This window comes from Stutzerimonas sp. KH-1 (genome assembly GCF_054483855.1).
Genome location: NZ_CM137011.1, coordinates 4,395,468 through 4,413,289, shown reverse-complemented (window position 1 = coordinate 4,413,289; position 17,822 = coordinate 4,395,468). Strand labels below are relative to the sequence as shown.

18 protein-coding genes are annotated in these 17,822 nt (G+C 65.3%); 13 read left to right on the top strand and 5 right to left on the bottom strand.

All coding sequences use genetic code 11. From position 1 onward, the window contains the following. Position 1: 1 nt before the first annotated feature. The 4 genes from ACX1DW_RS21035 to ACX1DW_RS21020 are packed head-to-tail and all read right to left on the bottom strand — an operon-like array spanning position 2 to position 3,617. Complete coding sequence (locus ACX1DW_RS21035) at positions 2–1,177, bottom strand: cytochrome D1 domain-containing protein (RefSeq protein ID WP_102838617.1); 1,176 nt, start codon at positions 1,175–1,177, stop codon at positions 2–4. Continuing rightward, on the bottom strand, positions 1,174–1,515 hold the full coding sequence (locus tag ACX1DW_RS21030; protein ID WP_102838618.1) for a c-type cytochrome: 342 nt from the start codon (positions 1,513–1,515) through the stop codon (positions 1,174–1,176). Before ACX1DW_RS21030 ends, ACX1DW_RS21035 begins: the two co-directional genes overlap by 4 nt. Positions 1,516–1,533: 18 nt before the next feature. Beyond that, positions 1,534–1,848 carry a c-type cytochrome gene (locus ACX1DW_RS21025; RefSeq protein WP_110775956.1) on the bottom strand — a complete coding sequence of 105 codons (315 nt, stop codon included), beginning with the start codon at positions 1,846–1,848 and terminating at the stop codon, positions 1,534–1,536. Positions 1,849–1,904: 56 nt separating this feature from the next. Further along, positions 1,905–3,617 (bottom strand): nitrite reductase, encoded by a 1,713-nt coding sequence (locus tag ACX1DW_RS21020; protein WP_110775955.1) that lies wholly within the window; start codon positions 3,615–3,617, stop codon positions 1,905–1,907. 316 nt (positions 3,618–3,933) lie between these two features. Here ACX1DW_RS21020 and ACX1DW_RS21015 point away from each other — a divergent pair, with 316 nt between their 5' ends. The 13 genes from ACX1DW_RS21015 to ACX1DW_RS20955 all read left to right on the top strand — a co-directional run bounded on the left by ACX1DW_RS21015 (position 3,934) and on the right by ACX1DW_RS20955 (position 16,613). Continuing rightward, positions 3,934–4,746, top strand: a complete 813-nt coding sequence (locus ACX1DW_RS21015) for a CbbQ/NirQ/NorQ/GpvN family protein (RefSeq protein ID WP_041771999.1) — start codon at positions 3,934–3,936, stop codon at positions 4,744–4,746. Then, entirely contained in the window at positions 4,730–5,317 is a 588-nt protein-coding gene (locus ACX1DW_RS21010) for a cytochrome c oxidase subunit 3 (protein WP_049340505.1), read from the top strand. Before ACX1DW_RS21015 ends, ACX1DW_RS21010 begins: the two co-directional genes overlap by 17 nt. 10 nt (positions 5,318–5,327) lie before the next feature. Further along, positions 5,328–5,576 (top strand): cytochrome C oxidase subunit IV family protein, encoded by a 249-nt coding sequence (locus tag ACX1DW_RS21005; protein ID WP_049340502.1) that lies wholly within the window; start codon positions 5,328–5,330, stop codon positions 5,574–5,576. A 157-nt stretch (positions 5,577–5,733) separates the two neighbouring features. Continuing rightward, entirely contained in the window at positions 5,734–6,915 is a 1,182-nt protein-coding gene (gene nirJ, locus ACX1DW_RS21000) for a heme d1 biosynthesis radical SAM protein NirJ (RefSeq protein ID WP_110775954.1), read from the top strand. Between the two features lie 70 nt (positions 6,916–6,985). Further along, complete coding sequence (gene cobA / locus ACX1DW_RS20995) at positions 6,986–7,822, top strand: uroporphyrinogen-III C-methyltransferase (RefSeq protein ID WP_458992324.1); 837 nt, start codon at positions 6,986–6,988, stop codon at positions 7,820–7,822. Further along, positions 7,813–9,324, top strand: coding sequence for a cytochrome D1 domain-containing protein (locus ACX1DW_RS20990; protein ID WP_458992323.1), 1,512 nt, complete (start codon positions 7,813–7,815; stop codon positions 9,322–9,324). Before cobA ends, ACX1DW_RS20990 begins: the two co-directional genes overlap by 10 nt. Before the next feature lie 243 nt (positions 9,325–9,567). After that, positions 9,568–9,960, top strand: coding sequence for a type IV pilin protein (locus ACX1DW_RS20985; protein ID WP_458992322.1), 393 nt, complete (start codon positions 9,568–9,570; stop codon positions 9,958–9,960). 4 nt (positions 9,961–9,964) lie between these two features. After that, positions 9,965–10,525 (top strand): type IV pilus modification protein PilV, encoded by a 561-nt coding sequence (gene pilV, locus ACX1DW_RS20980; RefSeq protein WP_231098841.1) that lies wholly within the window; start codon positions 9,965–9,967, stop codon positions 10,523–10,525. After that, entirely contained in the window at positions 10,522–11,637 is a 1,116-nt protein-coding gene (locus tag ACX1DW_RS20975) for a PilW family protein (protein WP_458992321.1), read from the top strand. Before pilV ends, ACX1DW_RS20975 begins: the two co-directional genes overlap by 4 nt. Continuing rightward, complete coding sequence (locus ACX1DW_RS20970) at positions 11,634–12,107, top strand: PilX N-terminal domain-containing pilus assembly protein (RefSeq protein ID WP_063542077.1); 474 nt, start codon at positions 11,634–11,636, stop codon at positions 12,105–12,107. The genes ACX1DW_RS20975 and ACX1DW_RS20970 overlap by 4 nt, the downstream gene beginning before the upstream one ends. A 23-nt stretch (positions 12,108–12,130) precedes the next feature. Next, on the top strand, positions 12,131–15,145 hold the full coding sequence (locus tag ACX1DW_RS20965; protein ID WP_458992320.1) for a pilus assembly protein: 3,015 nt from the start codon (positions 12,131–12,133) through the stop codon (positions 15,143–15,145). A gap of 9 nt (positions 15,146–15,154) precedes the next feature. Then, on the top strand, positions 15,155–15,673 hold the full coding sequence (locus ACX1DW_RS20960; protein ID WP_458992319.1) for a GspH/FimT family pseudopilin: 519 nt from the start codon (positions 15,155–15,157) through the stop codon (positions 15,671–15,673). 79 nt (positions 15,674–15,752) lie between these two features. Beyond that, positions 15,753–16,613: a LysR family transcriptional regulator gene (locus tag ACX1DW_RS20955; protein WP_458992318.1), complete on the top strand. Its 861-nt coding sequence runs from the start codon at positions 15,753–15,755 to the stop codon at positions 16,611–16,613. 10 nt (positions 16,614–16,623) lie between these two features. On the opposite strand, the gene ACX1DW_RS20950 is transcribed toward ACX1DW_RS20955, so the two are convergent. Continuing rightward, positions 16,624–17,763 carry an HPP family protein gene (locus ACX1DW_RS20950; RefSeq protein ID WP_110775950.1) on the bottom strand — a complete coding sequence of 380 codons (1,140 nt, stop codon included), beginning with the start codon at positions 17,761–17,763 and terminating at the stop codon, positions 16,624–16,626. Positions 17,764–17,822: the final 59 nt, after the last annotated feature.

Sequence of the window (17,822 nt, the reverse complement as noted above, 5' to 3'; positions counted from 1 at the left end):
GTCACAACCCCGTCTCGTGAGCGCGGCTGCTGAAGAAGATGCCGCTCGGGCTCTGTGCCGGCAGGCGCTTGATCAGCTTCAGGCTGTAGGGGTCCCAGACCTGGACCTCGTTGCCGTCGCGCACCGACAGCCAGAGCTGGTCGCCACGGGCAGTGAATTCCATATGCAGCACGGCCGGACCGGGCTCCAGGGTGGCGATGATCTCGTGGGTTTCGCTGTCGATCACCTGCACCTTGCCGTTGTCCGGGTGCGCGAAGTTGACCCAGATCTGCCGCGCATCCGGCCGCGCCATGACGAAAACCGGCTGGCCGGCGACATCGATGGCGTCGGTCTGCTTCCAGCTCTTCGAATCCATCACCAGCACCCGATGCTGGCCGATGGCGGGGACGAAGGTCTGGTCGCCGGCCACCGTCCAGCCCTCCAGGTGGGGCATCTTGTAGACCGGCAGTTTTTCCTGACCACGGCCGTAACCGTCGATGATCCGCTCGACACCACGGACGGTGTGCCAGAGGTCGATCTTGGCCATGCCGTCCTCGCCGAACAGGCCGGCGATGTAGTAGCGGCCATCAGGGGTCAGCAGCGCATCGTAGGGCTGCTTGCCGACGTTCTCGAAACGCGTGACGGTCGGTGTATCGCCCTGGCTGAAATCCAGCAGCCAGGTCTCGTTGGTGTCGAACAGGCTGTAGATGAAGCGTCGGCCAGGGGCGTCGAGCACGCCGACCACCCGCGAATTGCGGCTGCCATCGGCCAGCGGCGTGGCCGGAATGTCGGCGACCAGCTCAAGGGTCTCGGCATCGAATACCTTGACGCCGCCCGGCTCGTAGTTGCCCACCGCGATCAGCCGGCCATCCTGGCTGATCGCCCCGCCGATGCTGTTGCCTCCCTGAACCACACGGCGGTCGATGCGCTGGCGCAGCAGGTCGACCTTGGTCAGCCCACCGTCGCGCCCGAACACATAGGCGTAACGCTGATCACGGGAGAAGACCACCGAGGCATGGGACAGATCGCCCAGCCCTTCGACGCGCGCCAGCTGGCTCTGGTTGCTGCTCTCGATGATCTGCAGGCTGCCGGTGGCGCGCTCGACCACCACGCCGAGGTCACCGGTACCGCGCAGGGGTTGTTGCGCACAGGCACTGAGCATGGCGGCAGCCGCGAACAGCAGGATCGGGCGAATCATGGCTTTGGATATCCTTGCAGGAGTTGGTCGACCAGCCAGGCGATGTCCTGCTCGTCGAGCAGCGCCTTCCAGCCGGGCATGGCGGTGCCGGGCCGCCCGTGGGTGACGGTGGCGATCAGGCTTTCACGGGGTTTGTCGGCCAGTGCCGCGCGCGTCAGTGGCGGGCCGAGCCCACCGGTCATGCGCAGGCCATGGCAGGAGCCGCAATCCTGCAGGAGCAGGTTGTCGAGCTGGGCCTGGCGTTCTGCCGAAGGAGCAGCGGCCAGCGCGACGGGAATCAGGAGGAAGGACGCCAGGGTCAGCCCCAGACGTGTTACGGCGTGTCGGGCAACTGTCATGGCGTCCTCCGGTGCAGCTTACTTCTGACTAAGAACCCACTCGGCGAGGATCTTGGCTTCTTCTTCGGTAACAGGGTTTGGCGGCATGGGGATCGGACCCCAGACGCCCTGGCTGCCGTTCTTGATGTGGCCGGCCAGCAGATCGGCTGCGCCGTCCTGCCCTGCGTACTTGGCGGCGACTTCCTTGAACGCCGGGCCTACCAGCTTGGCGTCGATGCTGTGGCAGGCCGCGCACGGCTTGCTCTTGAACAGCGCCTCACCGTCTTGCGCTAACGCCGGCTGCAGAGCCAGCGCGCCGCCGATGGCGAGCAACGGGAGCAGAACTTTCTTCATGAGTACTTCCTCAAGGCTAATCGGGGGCGGATCTTGAGGCCCGCCCCCAGGTGGACTCAGTAAACGTCGTACTGAGTGTTGTGGACGTTAAATTTACCGGTTGGGGTAATCAACCTTTTGTCCTTGATCACTGTTTTGAGTTCTAGGGTCTTGTCATCGACCACGACGATTGCCGACTCCTCCTCCTGGCCATTCCAGACCGAGAACCAGACCTCGTCGCCCGCCTCGTTGTACTCAGGCTGCACCACGCGCTTGGCACCTTCCTTCAGGCCGGCCCACTCGCCGATCGGCAGCACCTTGTAGCCGGCCGCCAGGTTGTTGATGTCGAACACCGCAGCCGACTGGCTGATCTTGGCATCCGGGTGGAAGGTGGTGTCCAGGTAAAGGTGCTTGGACTTCGGATGGGTCTTGATGAACAGCGAGCCGCCACCCTGCCCTTTCAGGGTATCGACCACTTTCCAGGCGTTTTCGGGATGCTTCTGCGGATCGGTGCCGATCAGCGAGATGGTCTCGTCGCCCAGGTGACTGGTGGCCCATACCGGTCCGAACTTCGGATGCACGAAGTTGGCGCCACGGCCTGGGTGCGGGATTTTGCCGACATCGACCAGGGCGGCCATCTTGCGCTCTTTCGAGTCGATCACCGCGACCTTGTTGGAGTTGTTCGCCGCCGTCATGAAGTAGCGGTGGCTGACGTCCCAGCCGCCGTCATGCAGGAACGGTGCGGTGCCGATCATGGTGGTGGTCAGGTTGTTGATGTCTTCGTAGTTGACCAGCAGGACCTTGCCGGTTTCCTTGACGTTGACGATGAACTCAGGATGCTCGTGGGAGGCAATGATCGCCGCGACGCGGGGCTCGGGGTGGTATTCCTGGGTACCGACGGTCATGCCGCGGGTGGACACGATCTGCAGCGGCTCCAGGGTCTCTCCATCCATGATGGTGTACTGCGGCGGCCAGTAGTCGCCGGCGATCACGTACTTGTCCTCGTAACCCTTGAACTTCGAGGTCTCCACCGAACGGGCCTCGATGCCGACCTTGATTTCGGCGACCTTGACCGGCTCCTTGCCCCACAGGTCGATCATGTCGATCTTGGCGTCGCGCCCGATGACCAGCAGGTAACGACCGGAAGCGGACATGCGCGAGATGTGCACCGCGTAACCGGTGTCGATGGTCTTGACGATCTTCTTGCTGTCGCCGTCGACGAGGGCGATCTTGCCGTCGTCACGCAGGGTAACGGAGAACAGGTTCGGCAAGTTCAGCTTGTTCATCTGCTTCTTCGGCCGGTCCTCCGGCTTGACCAGCACGTTCCAGGAGTTCTTCATCTCAGCCATGCCCCACTCCGGCGGCGTCGGCGGCGTGTGCTGAATGTACTTGGCCATCAGCGTGATCTGATCCTTGGTCAGCGCGTTGGATGTACCCCAGTTCGGCATCCCGGCAGGCGAGCCATAGGTGATCAGCGCTTCCAGATAGGCCTGACCACGCTCCTGGGTGATGTCCGGGGTCAGCGGCTTGCCGGTCGCGCCCTTGCGCAGCACGCCATGGCAGCCGGCGCAGCGCTGGAAATAGATTTCCTTGGCGTGCTCGAACTCGGCGGAGGTGAGGTCCGGTGCGCCCGGTGAATGCACGACCTGTGCACTGGCCGGATCGACTGCCGACGCTTGCCCCTTGTAGGCAGCCTCGGCTTTGTCTTCCGGATTGTTCTGTGCCTGAGCAATGCCCAGAGCGAGTAACGAGAAGCCGGCGACGAATCCAGCCAGTAGTGGTTTTTTCATGCTGTTTCTCCTCTGGAAACGCGGGATGCGCTTCCTGCTCAGGTGACGGCGGTACGGCAGATCCAGTTGTTGTTGATGCACGGGCATCCTATGAGAGCGGCTTTGCGGGTCCGCTTGACGACAATCAAGAGATCCCTCCTCACCCCCTGAGCGTGACGCCTTGTCGCGGACAAACCTTGCGCTGGGTCTCGCTCCGCCACGCATCCGCAGCGGGCTTGATCGCAATCAAGCTTTGCCGGCAGGCTGCTTGAGCGGCCGGACCCGCATCGGTAGCGTGGCGATCGAGATAACCAACCGCTGCCGTGAGGTATTGCCTGTGAATGCGCTCGAGATCCCAACCGCCGCTGGCACACCGGATGCCCCGTTCTATCAACCACTGGGCAACGAGGAGCAGTTGTTCCAGCAGGCCTGGCAGCACGGCATGCCGGTGCTGATCAAGGGCCCGACCGGCTGCGGCAAGACGCGCTTCGTGCAGCACATGGCGCACCGGCTGAACCTGCCGCTGTACACCGTGGCCTGTCATGACGACCTCTCCGCCGCCGACCTGGTCGGCCGCCATCTGATCGGTGCCCAGGGCACCTGGTGGCAGGACGGACCGCTGACCCGCGCGGTGCGCGAAGGCGGCATCTGCTACCTGGACGAGGTGGTCGAGGCGCGCCAGGACACCGCCGTGGTGCTGCACCCGCTGGCGGACGACCGCCGCGAACTGTTCATCGAGCGCACCGGCGAGGCGCTGAAGGCGCCGCCGGGCTTCATGCTGGTGGTGTCCTACAACCCCGGTTACCAGAACCTGCTCAAGGGCATGAAGCCCAGCACCCGCCAGCGCTTCGTGGCGATGCGCTTCGACTATCCGCCAGCCGCCGAGGAAGAGCGCATCGTCGCCAACGAGGCACAGGTCGATGCCGCGCTCGCCGCCCAGGTGGTCAAGCTTGGCCAGGCACTGCGTCGGCTGGAGCAGCACGATCTGGAGGAAGTCGCCTCGACCCGCCTGCTGATCTTCACCGCACGCATGATCCGCTCCGGCATGACGCCGCGGCAGGCCTGCCTGGCCTGTCTCGCCGAGCCGCTGTCAGATGATCCGCAGACCGTTGCCGCGCTGATGGATGTGGTCGATGTCCACTTCGGCTGAACGCGTCGCCCAGCCGTCCCGGCGCCTGCCGGGTGACCTGGCGATGTGGTTCTTCATCCTCGCCGAGCTGACGGTGTTCGCCATCCTCATCCTGGCGTTCGCGGTCACCCAGATGTTCAACCCGCAGCTGTTCGGCGAAAGCCGCGCGGCACTGGACAGCTCCATCGGCCTGGCGCTGACGCTGAGCCTGTTGACCTCCGGCCTGCTCGCCGCGCTGGCGGTGGAACAGGTCCGTCAGGCGCGGCAGGGTCGTGCGGCGTTGCTGCTGCTCGCAGCGCTGGCCTCGGCGTGCGTCTACGTGGTGCTCAAGCTCAACGAGTATGGCCACCTGTCCGGGCTCGGCCTGGGGATGGAGCACAACACCTTCTTCACCCTGTACTGGATTCTCACCGGCTTTCATTTCCTCCACGTACTGCTGGGCATGGTGATTCTCGGCTGGCTCGCCGAGCGTTGCCGGCGCCGTGCCTACCGCACGGACGCGCACAGCGGGCTGGAATCCGGGGTGCTCTACTGGCACATGGTGGATCTGGTCTGGGTGCTGCTGTTCCCACTGGTCTACGTGCTGAACTGACGAGGTCGTCATGTCCGCTTCCAAGTTGCTGGTCGCCTGCTGGCTCGGCCTGGCCGCGCTTTCGGTCTCCACCGTCGTGCTCGGCAGTGCCGGCGCCACCCTGGCACTGACAGCAGGCGTTCTGCTGGCCGCATTCGGCAAGGCCTGGCTAATCACAGATGGCTTCATGGAACTGCGCCATGCCCCGCCGGCCTGGCGCCTGCTGCTGCTCGGCTGGCCGTTGCTGATGGCGCTCGGCGTGCTGCTGACGCTGCTCTGACCAGCGGTACGGCCTACCCGCCCGGCACCAATAGCCCTGCAACTTTTATTGTTTCTGATCAAGGTCAGCCCTATCTCGCTCGGTGATCCTGCCACTCAAGAGTTGGACGCGCGAGACGGCGCGCCCGGTGTAACACGCTGCCGAAGCGGAGCCGACCATGTTGAGAATCAGCCATTACCTGCGCGCCCTGGCCCGGCCGGCCACCAAGGTGCTCGGTGCCCGCAGCGTCAGCGGCACGCGCCCGCCCGTGGTGATCTGGAACCTGCTGCGCCGTTGCAACCTGACCTGCAAGCACTGCTACGCCACCTCCGCCGACAGCGAGTTCCGCGACGAGCTGGATACCGTCGAGGCGCTGAAGGTGATCGACGATCTGCACGAAGCCGGTGTGCGCGTGCTGATCCTCTCCGGCGGCGAGCCGCTGCTGCGGGCCGACATCTTCCAGCTGGCCGATTACGCTCGCGACAAGGGCTTCTTCGTTGCGCTGTCGACCAACGGCACGCTGATCGACGAGAGCAACATCGAACGTATCGCCGCCGCGCAGTTCGACTACGTCGGCATCAGCATCGACGGTCTGGAGGCGGTGCACGACGAGTGGCGCCAGCTCAAGGGCAGCTTCGCCGCGTCCATGCATGCCATCGACCTGTGCCGCCAGCGCGACATCCGCGTCGGCCTGCGCACCACCCTGACGCAGAACAATTACCCGCAGCTGCCGGCCCTGCTGGCGCTGATGCGCGAACACGACGTGCAGAAGTTCTACCTCTCGCACCTCAACTACAGCGGCCGCGGCAAGCGCAGCCGCAAGGCCGACGCCCATCACCAGATGACCCGCGACGCCATGCGCCAGCTCTTCGAGCAGGCCTGGGACGACGTCCAGCACGGCCGCGAGACCGACTTTGTCAGCGGCAACAACGACGCCGACGCGGTCCTGCTGCTGCAATGGGTCGAGGAGCGCCTGCCGGAACATCGCGAGCGCCTGGAAGGCATGCTGCGCGCCTGGGGTGGCAACGCCTCGGGCAGCGGCATCGCCAACATCGACAACATCGGCGACGTGCACCCGGACACCTACTGGTGGCAGCACACCGTCGGCAACGTGCGCCGGCAGCGCTTCAGCGACATCTGGCTGAACGAACCGGTGCCGCTGCTGCAGGAGCTGCGCCAGCATCCGCGTGCGGTGGGCGGCCGTTGTGCCGAGTGCCGCTGGCTGTCGATCTGCAACGGCAACACCCGCACCCGCGCGTGGGCGCAGGGCGATCTCTGGGCCGAGGACCCGGGTTGCTACCTCTCCGACGAGGAGATCGGCCTGCCCGCCGTCGAGCGCATTCCCAGCATCGCCATCTGACCGATCAAGCGGCCGACCAAGCGCCGCAGCAACGCACTCCGTAAGCCCGATGAGAATTCAGGAGCACCGCATGGACCAGCCACTCACACTTCCCGCCTCGCTGAGCGCGGCGTTCGCCCCGGGCGAGGTCGCTCTGGTCGGTGCCGGTCCGGGCGATCCCGGGCTGCTCACCTTGCGCGCCTGGAGCCTGCTACAGCAGGCCGACGCGGTGGTCTACGACCGCCTGGTCAGCGACAGCCTGATGGCCCTGCTGCCTACCGCCTGCAGTCGCCATTACGTCGGCAAGACCAGCGGCTACCACAGCCTGCCGCAACCGGAGATCAACCAGCTGCTGGCCGACCTGGCCCTGCAGAACAAGCGCGTGGTACGACTCAAGGGCGGCGACCCGTTCATCTTCGGTCGCGGCGCCGAGGAGCTCGAATTCCTTCTGCAGCGCGGCATCGACTGCCAGGTGGTGCCAGGCATCACCGCCGCGGCCGGTTGCAGCGCCTACGCCGGCATCCCGCTGACCCATCGCGACCTGGCGCATTCCTGCCAGTTCATCACCGGCCACCTGCAGAGCAACGGCGAACTGCACCTGCCGTGGGAAGCTCTGGCACAGGGCGGCCAGACCCTGGTGTTCTACATGGGCCTGGCCAGCCTCGGCGAGATCTCGCGCAACCTGATCGCCGCCGGCCTGCCGGTGGATACCCCCGCCGCGCTGATCGGCAACGGCACCCGCGAGAACCAGCAGGTGGTGCGCTGCACGCTGCGCCAGCTGCCGAGCATGGCCGACCAGCAGCATCTCACCCCGCCGACCCTGACCGTGATCGGTCGGGTGGTGGGCCTGTTCGCAGATCGTCAGGTTCAGCACCCGGCACATCTGCAAGGTGATCCGATCAAGATTGCGGAGGCCTCATGCAACTGATTCCTGCCCTGCTGCTGGCGGCGGCGTTGCCGGCCGCCACCTTCGTCGCCCTCGACATGGCCGTCGCGGCCCCCTCGCCGACGGACGCCCAGGCGCTCTACCAAACGCATTGCCAGAGCTGTCACGGCGTCAACCGCCTCGGCGGCGCCGGGCCGGCGCTGCTGCCGGAGAGCCTCAGCCGCATCAAGCCGGCCGAAGCCCAAGCGGTGATCCGTGACGGCCGCCCGGCAAGCCAGATGGCCGCCTATTCGCAGGTGCTGAACGAAGCGCAGATCGCCGGCCTGGTCGATTACCTCTATCAGCCCTCAGCCGTGCCGCCGACCTGGAACGACGCCGACATCCGCGCCAGCCACCGCATTCTCAAGGACCTCGCCACTCTGCCGACCACCCCGCAGCACGACGCCGACCCGCTCAACCTGTTCGTCGTGGTGGAAGCCGGCAATCACCACGTCCGCGTGCTGGACGGCGATCGTTTCGAGGAATTGGCGAACTTCCAGTCGCACTTCGCCCTGCATGGCGGGCCGAAGTTCTCGCCGGATGGCCGCTTCGTCTACTTTGCCTCCCGCGACGGCTGGGTCAGCGTCTACGACTTGCACAACCTGAGCATGATCGCCGAGGTCCGCGCCGGGCTGAACACGCGCAACCTGGCAGTGAGCAACGACGGCCGCTGGGTGCTGGTGGGCAACTACCTGCCGGGCAATCTGGTGCTGCTCGATGCGCGCGACCTGTCGCTGGTCAAGCACATCCCCGCGGTCGGCCAGGATGGCACGCCGTCGCGGGTCAGCGCCGTGTACACCGCACCACCGCGCGACAGCTTCGTGGTCGCGCTGAAAGACGTGAAAGAGGCCTGGGAGCTCTCCTACGCCGGCGAGCCGACCTTCGAACCGCGGCGCATCGAGGCCGCCGACTTCCTCGACGACTTCTCCTTCACCCCTGACTACCGCCACCTGCTGGCCACCTCGCGCAAGGCCCACGGCGGCCAGGTGATCGATCTGGACACCGGCAAGGCGGTCACCGACATCCCGCTGCCGGGCATGCCGCACCTGGGCTCGGGCATCTACTGGAAGCGCGACGGCAAGTGGGTGTTCGCCACGCCCAACGTCAGCAAGGGGCTGATCTCGGTGCTCGATCTGCAAACCTGGAAGCTGATCAAGGAGATCCCCACCGAAGGCCCGGGCTTCTTCATGCGCAGCCAGGCCAACTCGCCCTACGCCTGGACCGACGTATTCTTCGGCCCGAACAACGACGCCGTGCACCTGATCGATAAACAGACCCTGGAAGTCGCTCACACCCTGCGCCCGATGCCGGGCAAGAACGCCGCCCACGTCGAATTCACCAACGACGGCCGCTACGCCCTGCTCAGCGTCTGGGACACCGACGGCGCACTGCTCGTCTACGACGCCAACACCCTGGAGGAGGTCAAACGCATCCCGATGAACAAGCCCTCCGGCAAGTACAACGTCGGCAACAAGATCGAGTTCGCCGAAGGCACCTCGCACTAGCACCCTTCCAGCCCGCGTGAGCGTTGCTTGACGGCAGCGTTCACGGCCGAAAAAGCCGCCTCCGACCCCAGCCAAACTTTGAACTGCGACACAAAATATCGGCCTTTGTGACCGCTCGGTCTATCTTTGACCGTGATGTCACAATAATATTTGTGTGCCATTACTGATTCGACATAGTTCGTCGACTCGTAATGACGGGGAGTTCGCGCTCCCGATGTGATCGGCCTCACTTGGAGAAGTAATGTGGCTCGGTATAAGGCGCGTGGTTTCACCCTGATCGAAGTCATGATCGTCGTGGTCATCATCGGCATCCTCGCCGCCATTGCGCTGCCGAACTATCGCCAGTACGTCATCCGCAGCAACCGTACCGCCGCCCAGGCGCAGATGTTGGAGATCGCCAATCGCCAGCAGCAGTTCCTTCTGGCCAACCGCAGCTACGCAGATACCGCGGCTCTGACTGCCAGCGGCTTCGCTCTTTCCACTGAAGTGAGCCCGCACTACAGCTTCGCCGTGACCGTGGGCAGCGGAACGGTGCCATCGTTTCTCATCACCTTCACGGCTCTCGGCAGCCAGGCCATCGACGGCGATCTGACCCTCAACCACGAGGGCGTCAAGACGCCCAGCGACAAGTGGTGAATGAGTGCCTGACGCAGACCGCCGCCAGGCCGGCGTGAGCCTGATCGAAGTGCTGGTCACCCTGGTGATCCTTGCCGTCGGCCTGCTCGGCGTGATGGCACTGCAGGCGCGCTTGCAGCAATCGGAGATGGAAACCTACCAGCGCTCGCAAGCATTGCTGCTTCTTGATGACCTCGCCGCGCGCATGACGGCCAATCGCACCGCAGCGGCCAGTTACGTGACCGGTACGTCCAGCCCATTAGGTGCAGGCATGACCTGCCCTACCTCCAGCGCAACCCAGCAACAGCGCGATACCGCCGCCTGGTGCGCTGCGCTGCAAGGCGCTAGCGAAAGCACCAGTAGCGGCCTGGCCGGCGGACTCATCGGCGGGCGCGGCTGTGTCGAAGCTCTGGGCAACAATCAGTATCTGCTGACGGTCGCCTGGCAGGGCCTGCTGCCGCTGACAGCGCCGCCTTCCAGCGTCGCCTGTGGCAAGGATGCTTTCGACGGCACCAGCGGCAGTCAGTGCAGTGGCGACCGCTGCCGCCGGGTCGTCACCACGTTGGTGCGGGTGGCGCCGCTATGAGACGAGTCAGTGCTAGCCGCGGCCGTACCGTCAGCGCTGGCTTCGGCCTGATCGAACTGATGGTGGCGATGACCCTCGCCCTGATTCTCAGCGCCGCCACCCTGACCCTGTACCTCAACATGAGCCGCAGCAACAGCGAGCTGGCCAAGACCAACAGCCAGATGGAGCACGGTCGCCTGGCGATTCGTCTGCTGCGCGACGACCTCATGCATGCCGGCTTCCTCGATGGCTACCTGCCGGATTTCGACGACCTGACCGCCACCTCGGCACCAGCCGACTATCCCACGGTGCTCCCGACACCCTGCGCGCCTTATTCGGCCTGGGACGAGCCATACAAGACCCGCCTGCTCGGCGTGCCGGTGCAGCTCTACGCCGCCGTGCCGAGCGACTGCACCGGCATGATGCCTTCGCCCCGCGCGGGCAGCGACGTGCTGCTGGTGCGCCATGTGGCTAATTGCGTGACCGGCGCGGCGAACTGCGAGGCCGATAGCAACGGCAAGCTCTACTGGCAGACCTCGTACTGCGAAGGTGAGCCGCGCTACGTTTTCGATACCAGCGGCTTCACTCTGCACAAGCGCAACTGCACGACCCCGGCCGATAAGCGCCGCTTCCTCAACACGGCGTACTACGTGCGCGACTATGCGGTGAGCGCCGGCGACGGCATCCCTACGTTGATGCAGTCCAGCTTCGATCTGGCAGGTGGCGCGCTCGTCCAGCGGGATGCCGTCGCCATGGTCGAGGGAATCGAAGCCATGCGCTTCGTCTTCGGTGTCGACAACCTCAGCGATACCGGTGCGGCAGTCGACTACAGCCAGCCCGTGCAGTGGGCCAGTGCGCTGAACCGCAACTCGCCGACCAACCGCGGCGATGGCGCGCCGGACACCACCTGTACCTCCAGTACCCCCTGCAACCTGGCGGACCTGACCAATACCGTGGTGATCGAGGTTCATCTGCTGGTGCGCAATCTGGAGCCCACCCCGGGCTACCAGTCAGACAAGACCTACGTCGTCGGTGGCGAGACCTTCGGCCCATACAACGATGCCTTCCAGCGTCACGTCTACTCCACCACCGTGCGTCTGACCAACGTATCGGCCCGCCGGGAGACACCATGAAGCACCGCCACCAACAGGGCTTCGCCCTGATCACCGCGCTGATCATGCTGCTTCTGCTGACCGTACTGGTGACGTCGTCCTTCACCCTGAGCCGGGTCAACCTGGACGTGGTCGGCAACCAGCAATGGCGCAACGAGGCATTGGCCGCGGCGGACAACGCCCTTGAACAGGTTATCCAGTCCATGGCGAGCACCACGCCAACGGCCCAGTCTATCGGTATCGACATCAACCGGGACGGCAGTGACGACTACGAGGTCGGCGTGGCGCAGCCGCAGTGCATCAGGGTCAGCCTTGCTACGGCCGTCGCGCCCAGCAGCCTGACCCTCGAAGGCATGTCCAGCTCGACCTGGAACACCGAATGGGAACTGCTCGCCAGCGTTCAAGACCCCAGCACTGGCGCAGCGGTCAGGGTGCGTTCCGGTATCCGGTTGCTGCTTTCCGACGCCCGCAAGAATCAGCTGTGCCCCTGAAGTCGGCCTCACGAGGTAAGCGCATGAAAACCTATCTGAGCCGGATGTTGCTGGTGCTAAGCGTCAGCCTGGCGCAAGCGGCGAACGCCGAAGATATCGACCTGTTCGTCGGCGTGCCGAGCGATTCGGCCGGCGCGCCGAACGTGCTGATCATCCTCGACAACACCGCGAACTGGAACGACGCATTCGCCAACGAGATAGCCGCCCTGCGCTCGGTGGTCAGCGCCCTGCCGGAGGACAAGTTCCGTTTGGGCATCATGATGTTCACCGAGACCGGCGGTGGAAACTCGGGACCGGACGGCGCATACGTGCGCGCGGCCCTGCGGCCGATGGATGCCGCCAACAAGACGGCCATGGCGAATCTGGTTACCAGCTTCGACAAGCTCGGCGACAAGTCCAACGGCGGCAAGGTCAGCAAGGCGATGGAAGAGGCGTACCTGTATTTCGCCGGCGCCACCCCGCACGCGGGTAACGACAAGGCCAAGACCGACTTTGCCGGCAACCGCGGCGTGTCGACCGCCTCCGATGCCATCTACGCCTTGCCGAACAACGCCCTGGCGAGCAAAGGCGCTACCAGCTACCGCTCGCCCATCGTCTCCGGCTGCGGCAAGAACTACGTGATCTACATCAGCAACGGCCCGGCGCAGGACAACAGCTCCGATATCGTTCAGGCGACCACCGCGCTGGCCGGTCTCGGCGGCTCCACCACGGCCATCCCGATCACCCCCAGCGACTCGCAGGACAACGTCGCCGACGAGTGGGCGCGCTTCATGAAGAAAAGCGCCCAGCAGATCACCACCTACACCATCGACATCAACCGCGGCACCAACCGCCAGGGGCTCGGCTGGACTGCGCTGCTGCAGAGCATGGCGCGCGCGAGCGATGGCAAGTACTTCGACGTTACCAGCAGCGGCACCCAGATCGTCGATGCATTGAATGCAATCTTCTCCGAGGTGCAGGCAACCAACAGTGTGTTCGCCTCGGTGAGTCTGCCGGTCAGCGTGAACGCCCAGGGCACCTATCTGAACCAGGTGTTCATCGGCATGTTCCGTCCGGACGCGGATGGATTTCCGCGTTGGCACGGCAATCTCAAGCAGTACAAGCTGGGCTACATCGGCGCCGACCTGCGTCTGCTCGATGCCGACGGTGTCAGCGCCATCAACGCCAATACCGGCTTCATCACCGAATGCGCGCGCAGCTTCTGGACGCCGGCCGCCGCCGACAACTACTGGAGCTTCAGCGCCCGCGGCAGCTGCCTGACCGGGGCGGATTCGTCGGGCTCCAACACCCCGGATGGCAACATCGTCGAAAAGGGAGGTCAGGGCTATCTGCTGCGGGCTTCCAGCACGCGCAACATGCTCACCTGTGCAGCCGGCGCCTGCACCTCGCTCACCAACTTCTCCACCGCCAATTCGGCGATCACCGCAACGCAACTCGGCGCCGCCGATGATGCCGAGCGCACCGCGCTGATCGACTGGGCGCGTGGCAAGGATCTGCAGGACGAGGACGGCGACGGCAACCTCAACGAGATGCGCCCCTCGGTGCATGGCGACGTGGTGCATTCGCGCCCCGTGGCAATCAACTACGGCAGCGCCGGCAGTCCAGATATCGTCACCTTCTACGGCGGCAACGATGGCGTGCTGCGTGCGGTGGTCGGCAACCGCACCAGCGCATACGGCACCCAGGCGGCCGGCAGCGAGCTCTGGTCGTTCATGCCCCCGGAGTTCTACGGCAAGATCAAACGGCTGTACGGCAACAGCATTCCGATCAGCTTCCCTGGCTTCAGCGGAACCACCACGCCCAAGCCCAAGGACTACGGCATGGACGGCCCAGTGGTGGCCCACCAGGACGGCTCCAGCGCCTGGATCTACGCCACCATGCGTCGTGGCGGACGCGCCCTGTACGCCTTCAACGTAACTGACCCGACCGCGCCGGCACTGAAGTGGAAACGCGGCTGCCCGAGCAACTTCACCAGCAGTGGCACAGTCAGCGACAGCAACTGCAGCGAGGGCTTCGCCGGCATCGGTCAAACCTGGGCGCCACCGAAGCTGCTCAAGGCGAGCGGCTACGGGGCTGGCACTGCGCCCATGCTGATCATGGGCGGCGGCTACGACACCTGCGAGGACGCCGATCCACATGCCTGCAGCAGTACGACCAAGGGCAACAAGGTCTATGTGCTGGACGCCGACAGCGGCGCCCTGCTCAAGACCTTCGACACCCAGCGCAGCGTCGTTTCCGACGTGACGCTGGTGCGTAACAGCGCCGGTCTGGCGCTATATGGCTATCTCGCCGATCTGGGCGGCAACGTCTACCGCATCACCATGGGCGCAGCAGCGCCGGAAAACTGGAGCATCACCCGCATCGCAGCCCTCGGCTGCAGCACGGCGGGGACCTGCACCGCCAATCGCAAGTTCATGTTCGCCCCGGACGTGGTCGCCGATGGCGCCGATTTCGTCCTGCTGCTCGGCTCCGGTGATCGGGAGAAACCGCTGCTCGACTACGACGACGCCGCGGCCACCACCAACTACTTCTTCATGCTGCGTGATCGTCCGAACGACACCGGCTGGCTTGCCAGCGAAGGCCTCAACTGTGGCGCGAACCTGCTCTGCCTGAACTCGCTGCTGGGCATCACCACCCAGAGCGCACCAACCACCACCAGCCTCGGCCAGAAGAAGGGGTGGTACCTGCAGCTCGACAGCACCGAGCAGGTGGTCACCTCGGCGATCACGGTATTCGGCGATGTGACCTTCAGCACCCATCAGCCGAGAGTGCCGTCGGCCAACGTCTGCTCCGGGCTCGGCGAGACCCGCGTCTATACCGTCAACTACCTGACCGGCCAGGGCGTCTATCACGACGTGGTCGGCGATGGCCTACCTCCTTCGCCAGTCGCCGGCATGGTGACCCTGGACGACGGTGTCACCACCGTGCCGTTCGTCATCGGTGCCGACCCGTCCTCGCCGCTGCAGGGTAGCCCGCCGATCAATCCCGCATCGGTCATGCAGCCGACCTCGCGGGTGTTCTGGAATATCGAGCAGTAGGAGCGCCAAATGCCGTATCGCGTTCGGCCGCAGGCCACCGCGGGTGTTCGCCAGGCCGCGTTCACCCTGATCGAACTGATGGTGGCACTCGGCGTGCTGGCCGTGCTGGCTGCGATCGCCGTGCCGGGCTACGACAACATGGTGCTTAACAGCAGGCTGCGCACCTACACCACCGAGTTCGCGGCCAGCGCCCGGCTGGCCCGGAGCGAGGCGATGAAGCGCAACACGCCGATCACGCTATGCACCTCCAGTGACGGCAGCAACTGCGACGACGCCGCAGGCTGGGAACAGGGCTGGGTAATGCGCGCCGGCAGTACGGTGATCCGCAGCTACCCGGCGGCGAAGGATGGCTATCTGCTCGCCTCGACGGTTCGCGAACTGACCTTCCTTCCCAGCGGCTTCGGCGCCACGCCGCTCTCGCTGACCATCTGCCGTGCCTCGCCGCTCGGTGGTCAGGAGCGCGCGCTGACGCTTTCGGTCACGGGCCGCGTCACCGTAGCGCGCACGCACACCGGCAGCTGCTCCTGAGCCCGGCTGGCGCCGTGCGCCACCGGATGCCGGCACGGTTGCTACAATCGCCAGCCCACCCGGCTTGCAAGGCTCGACCATGGACATCGATCTCGCCCGCACCTTTCTCGAGATCATTCGCAGCGGCAGCTTCATCGCCACCGCCGAACGCCTGCACATCACCCAGACGGCCGTCACCGCGCGGGTGCATAACCTCGAAAGCCAGCTCGGTTGCCGCATGTTCGTGCGCAACCGTGCCGGCGCTCGGCTGACTCATGACGGCGAACGCTTCGTCGCCTACGCCAACCAGCTGGTGCAGACCTGGGAAGCCGCGCGCCGCGACCTGCCGCTGTCGCAGGGCAGCGGCAAGCTGCTGACCCTGGGCTCCGAGGTGAGCCTGTGCAACCCGCTGATGCTGGCCTGGGTGCAACGCCTGCGCCAGGGGCTGCCGGGCCATGCGGTGCGGCTGGAGATCGCCAGCGGCGAGGAGCTGCAGAAGAAGCTGGATCTGGGTGTGCTCGACGCCGCGCTGGTGCACCAGCCGGAGTACTGGCCGGGCCTGCAGGTCGAGCAGCTGCTGGAGGAGAAGCTCATCCAGGTGGTGCAGACGGCCAATCCCGATCCGTACCTGTATGTCGACTGGGGCCCGGCATTTCGCAAGCAGCACAACCAGGCGCTGCCCGAATGCACCCGCGCCACGCTTTCGTTCAGCCTCGGCCCGCTGGCGCTGCAGTATCTGGTGCAATGCGGCGGGCGCGGCTACTTCCGCACCCGCGTGGTCCAGCGCTACCTGGAAGAAGGCATTCTCAAGCGAGTGGAGCAGGCACCGGAGTTTTCCTACCCGGTCTATCTGGTACGTGCCCGCGCCAGTGAGTCGCCGGCGCTGGGCAAAGCCATCGAGCTGCTGCGCGAGCTCGCTCTCGACGACTACGACTGGTCGCGCTGGTACTACGAAATCTGACCGGCGCGGGTCAGTCCGGCAGCTGCTTGAGCCAGTTGCGGTACAGCGCGGCGATCAGGTCGGTCTGGGTGATCATGCCGATCAGCCGCTGCTGCGCGTCCACCACCGGCAGGCAATGCAGGCCCCGGTCGGAGAGTAGGTAGACCAGCTCGACCATGTGCGTATCGGCCGTCACCGAAACCACTGGCGAACTCATGATCGCGCGCAGCTTGGTGCCGCGCAGGAAGTTCAGCTGGCCGAAGCTGAGCCGCCCCGGGCGTGGATGGAAGTGCTTGAGCAGATCCACCTGGGTGACGATGCCGACCAGCCGATGGTCATCGCCCTCGACCACCGGCAACGAGCGCAGGCGATGCTGCTGCAGCGTCTGCCAGGCCTGTTCGATGAAGGTATCCGGGGTGTGCCAGTAGAGATCGCGCGACATCACGTGCGCCGCGGTGATCTCGCCCATGCTGCGGCGCAGGGCGTGCTTCTCGGTCTGTTTGATCAGCCGGGCGAGGTCGTCGCGGGTGATGTCGACGTACTCGCCGAATTCGGCCAGCGCCCGGTCGACGTCATCCTGGACAAAGCTCATTCGCTCGCCTGGGCGAGGATCCCGGGTGTGGTGCTCGTTTTCGCGCGGCAAGCGCGCCTTGGGGTAGGGATTACCCGTGAGGTTGTTGAACAGCAGCGCGAAGGTCACCAGCAGCAGCGAGTTGAACATCACTGGCCAGAGCAGGCCGAAGTGCAACTGGTGCAGGTCGGGGCCACCCACTGCGGCCACCAGTGCCAGCGCGATGCTCGGCGGATGCAGGCAGCGTAGCGCAAAGAGACACAGCAGCGTCGCCGCGCCGGCCAGCGTCGCGGCGAGCACGCTGGGCAGGCCACTGAGCCCCAGGGAGACGCCGATCAGCGCGGCGAAAAGGTTGCCACCGATGACAGACCAGGGCTGCGCGAAAGGACTCGACGAAGCGACGAACACCAGCACGGCGGAGGCGCCAACCGGCGCGATCACTTGCAGCGCCAGCCCGGTGCCGACCAGCCAGCGGTCGCTGAGAAACACCAGTGGCATGACCAGGGCGACGCCGATGGCGGCGCGCAGCCAGTGTCGGGGAGCCGCATTCAGGGGAGCGGGAACGAAGGATTTGAACCAGTCGATCAGATTGTCTTGCATGGAGGCTCTTGTCAGACGAAGCACCGGCTATGGGAGCGTAGCCGGGTAAAAAAGGTCCG

Coding starts and splice junctions, on each gene's coding strand:
- ACX1DW_RS20975 (WP_458992321.1), top strand. CDS start 10,522: ATGAGACGAGTCAGTGCTAGCCGCGGCCGTACCGTCAGCGCTGGCTTC.
- ACX1DW_RS21035 (WP_102838617.1), bottom strand. CDS start 1,177: ATGATTCGCCCGATCCTGCTGTTCGCGGCTGCCGCCATGCTCAGTGCC.
- ACX1DW_RS21010 (WP_049340505.1), top strand. CDS start 4,730: ATGTCCACTTCGGCTGAACGCGTCGCCCAGCCGTCCCGGCGCCTGCCG.
- ACX1DW_RS20965 (WP_458992320.1), top strand. CDS start 12,131: ATGAAAACCTATCTGAGCCGGATGTTGCTGGTGCTAAGCGTCAGCCTG.
- ACX1DW_RS21020 (WP_110775955.1), bottom strand. CDS start 3,617: ATGAAAAAACCACTACTGGCTGGATTCGTCGCCGGCTTCTCGTTACTC.
- ACX1DW_RS20990 (WP_458992323.1), top strand. CDS start 7,813: ATGCAACTGATTCCTGCCCTGCTGCTGGCGGCGGCGTTGCCGGCCGCC.
- ACX1DW_RS20955 (WP_458992318.1), top strand. CDS start 15,753: ATGGACATCGATCTCGCCCGCACCTTTCTCGAGATCATTCGCAGCGGC.
- ACX1DW_RS21005 (WP_049340502.1), top strand. CDS start 5,328: ATGTCCGCTTCCAAGTTGCTGGTCGCCTGCTGGCTCGGCCTGGCCGCG.
- ACX1DW_RS21025 (WP_110775956.1), bottom strand. CDS start 1,848: ATGAAGAAAGTTCTGCTCCCGTTGCTCGCCATCGGCGGCGCGCTGGCT.
- ACX1DW_RS20950 (WP_110775950.1), bottom strand. CDS start 17,763: ATGCAAGACAATCTGATCGACTGGTTCAAATCCTTCGTTCCCGCTCCC.
- nirJ (WP_110775954.1), top strand. CDS start 5,734: ATGTTGAGAATCAGCCATTACCTGCGCGCCCTGGCCCGGCCGGCCACC.
- ACX1DW_RS20970 (WP_063542077.1), top strand. CDS start 11,634: ATGAAGCACCGCCACCAACAGGGCTTCGCCCTGATCACCGCGCTGATC.
- ACX1DW_RS21030 (WP_102838618.1), bottom strand. CDS start 1,515: ATGACAGTTGCCCGACACGCCGTAACACGTCTGGGGCTGACCCTGGCG.
- ACX1DW_RS20960 (WP_458992319.1), top strand. CDS start 15,155: ATGCCGTATCGCGTTCGGCCGCAGGCCACCGCGGGTGTTCGCCAGGCC.
- cobA (WP_458992324.1), top strand. CDS start 6,986: ATGGACCAGCCACTCACACTTCCCGCCTCGCTGAGCGCGGCGTTCGCC.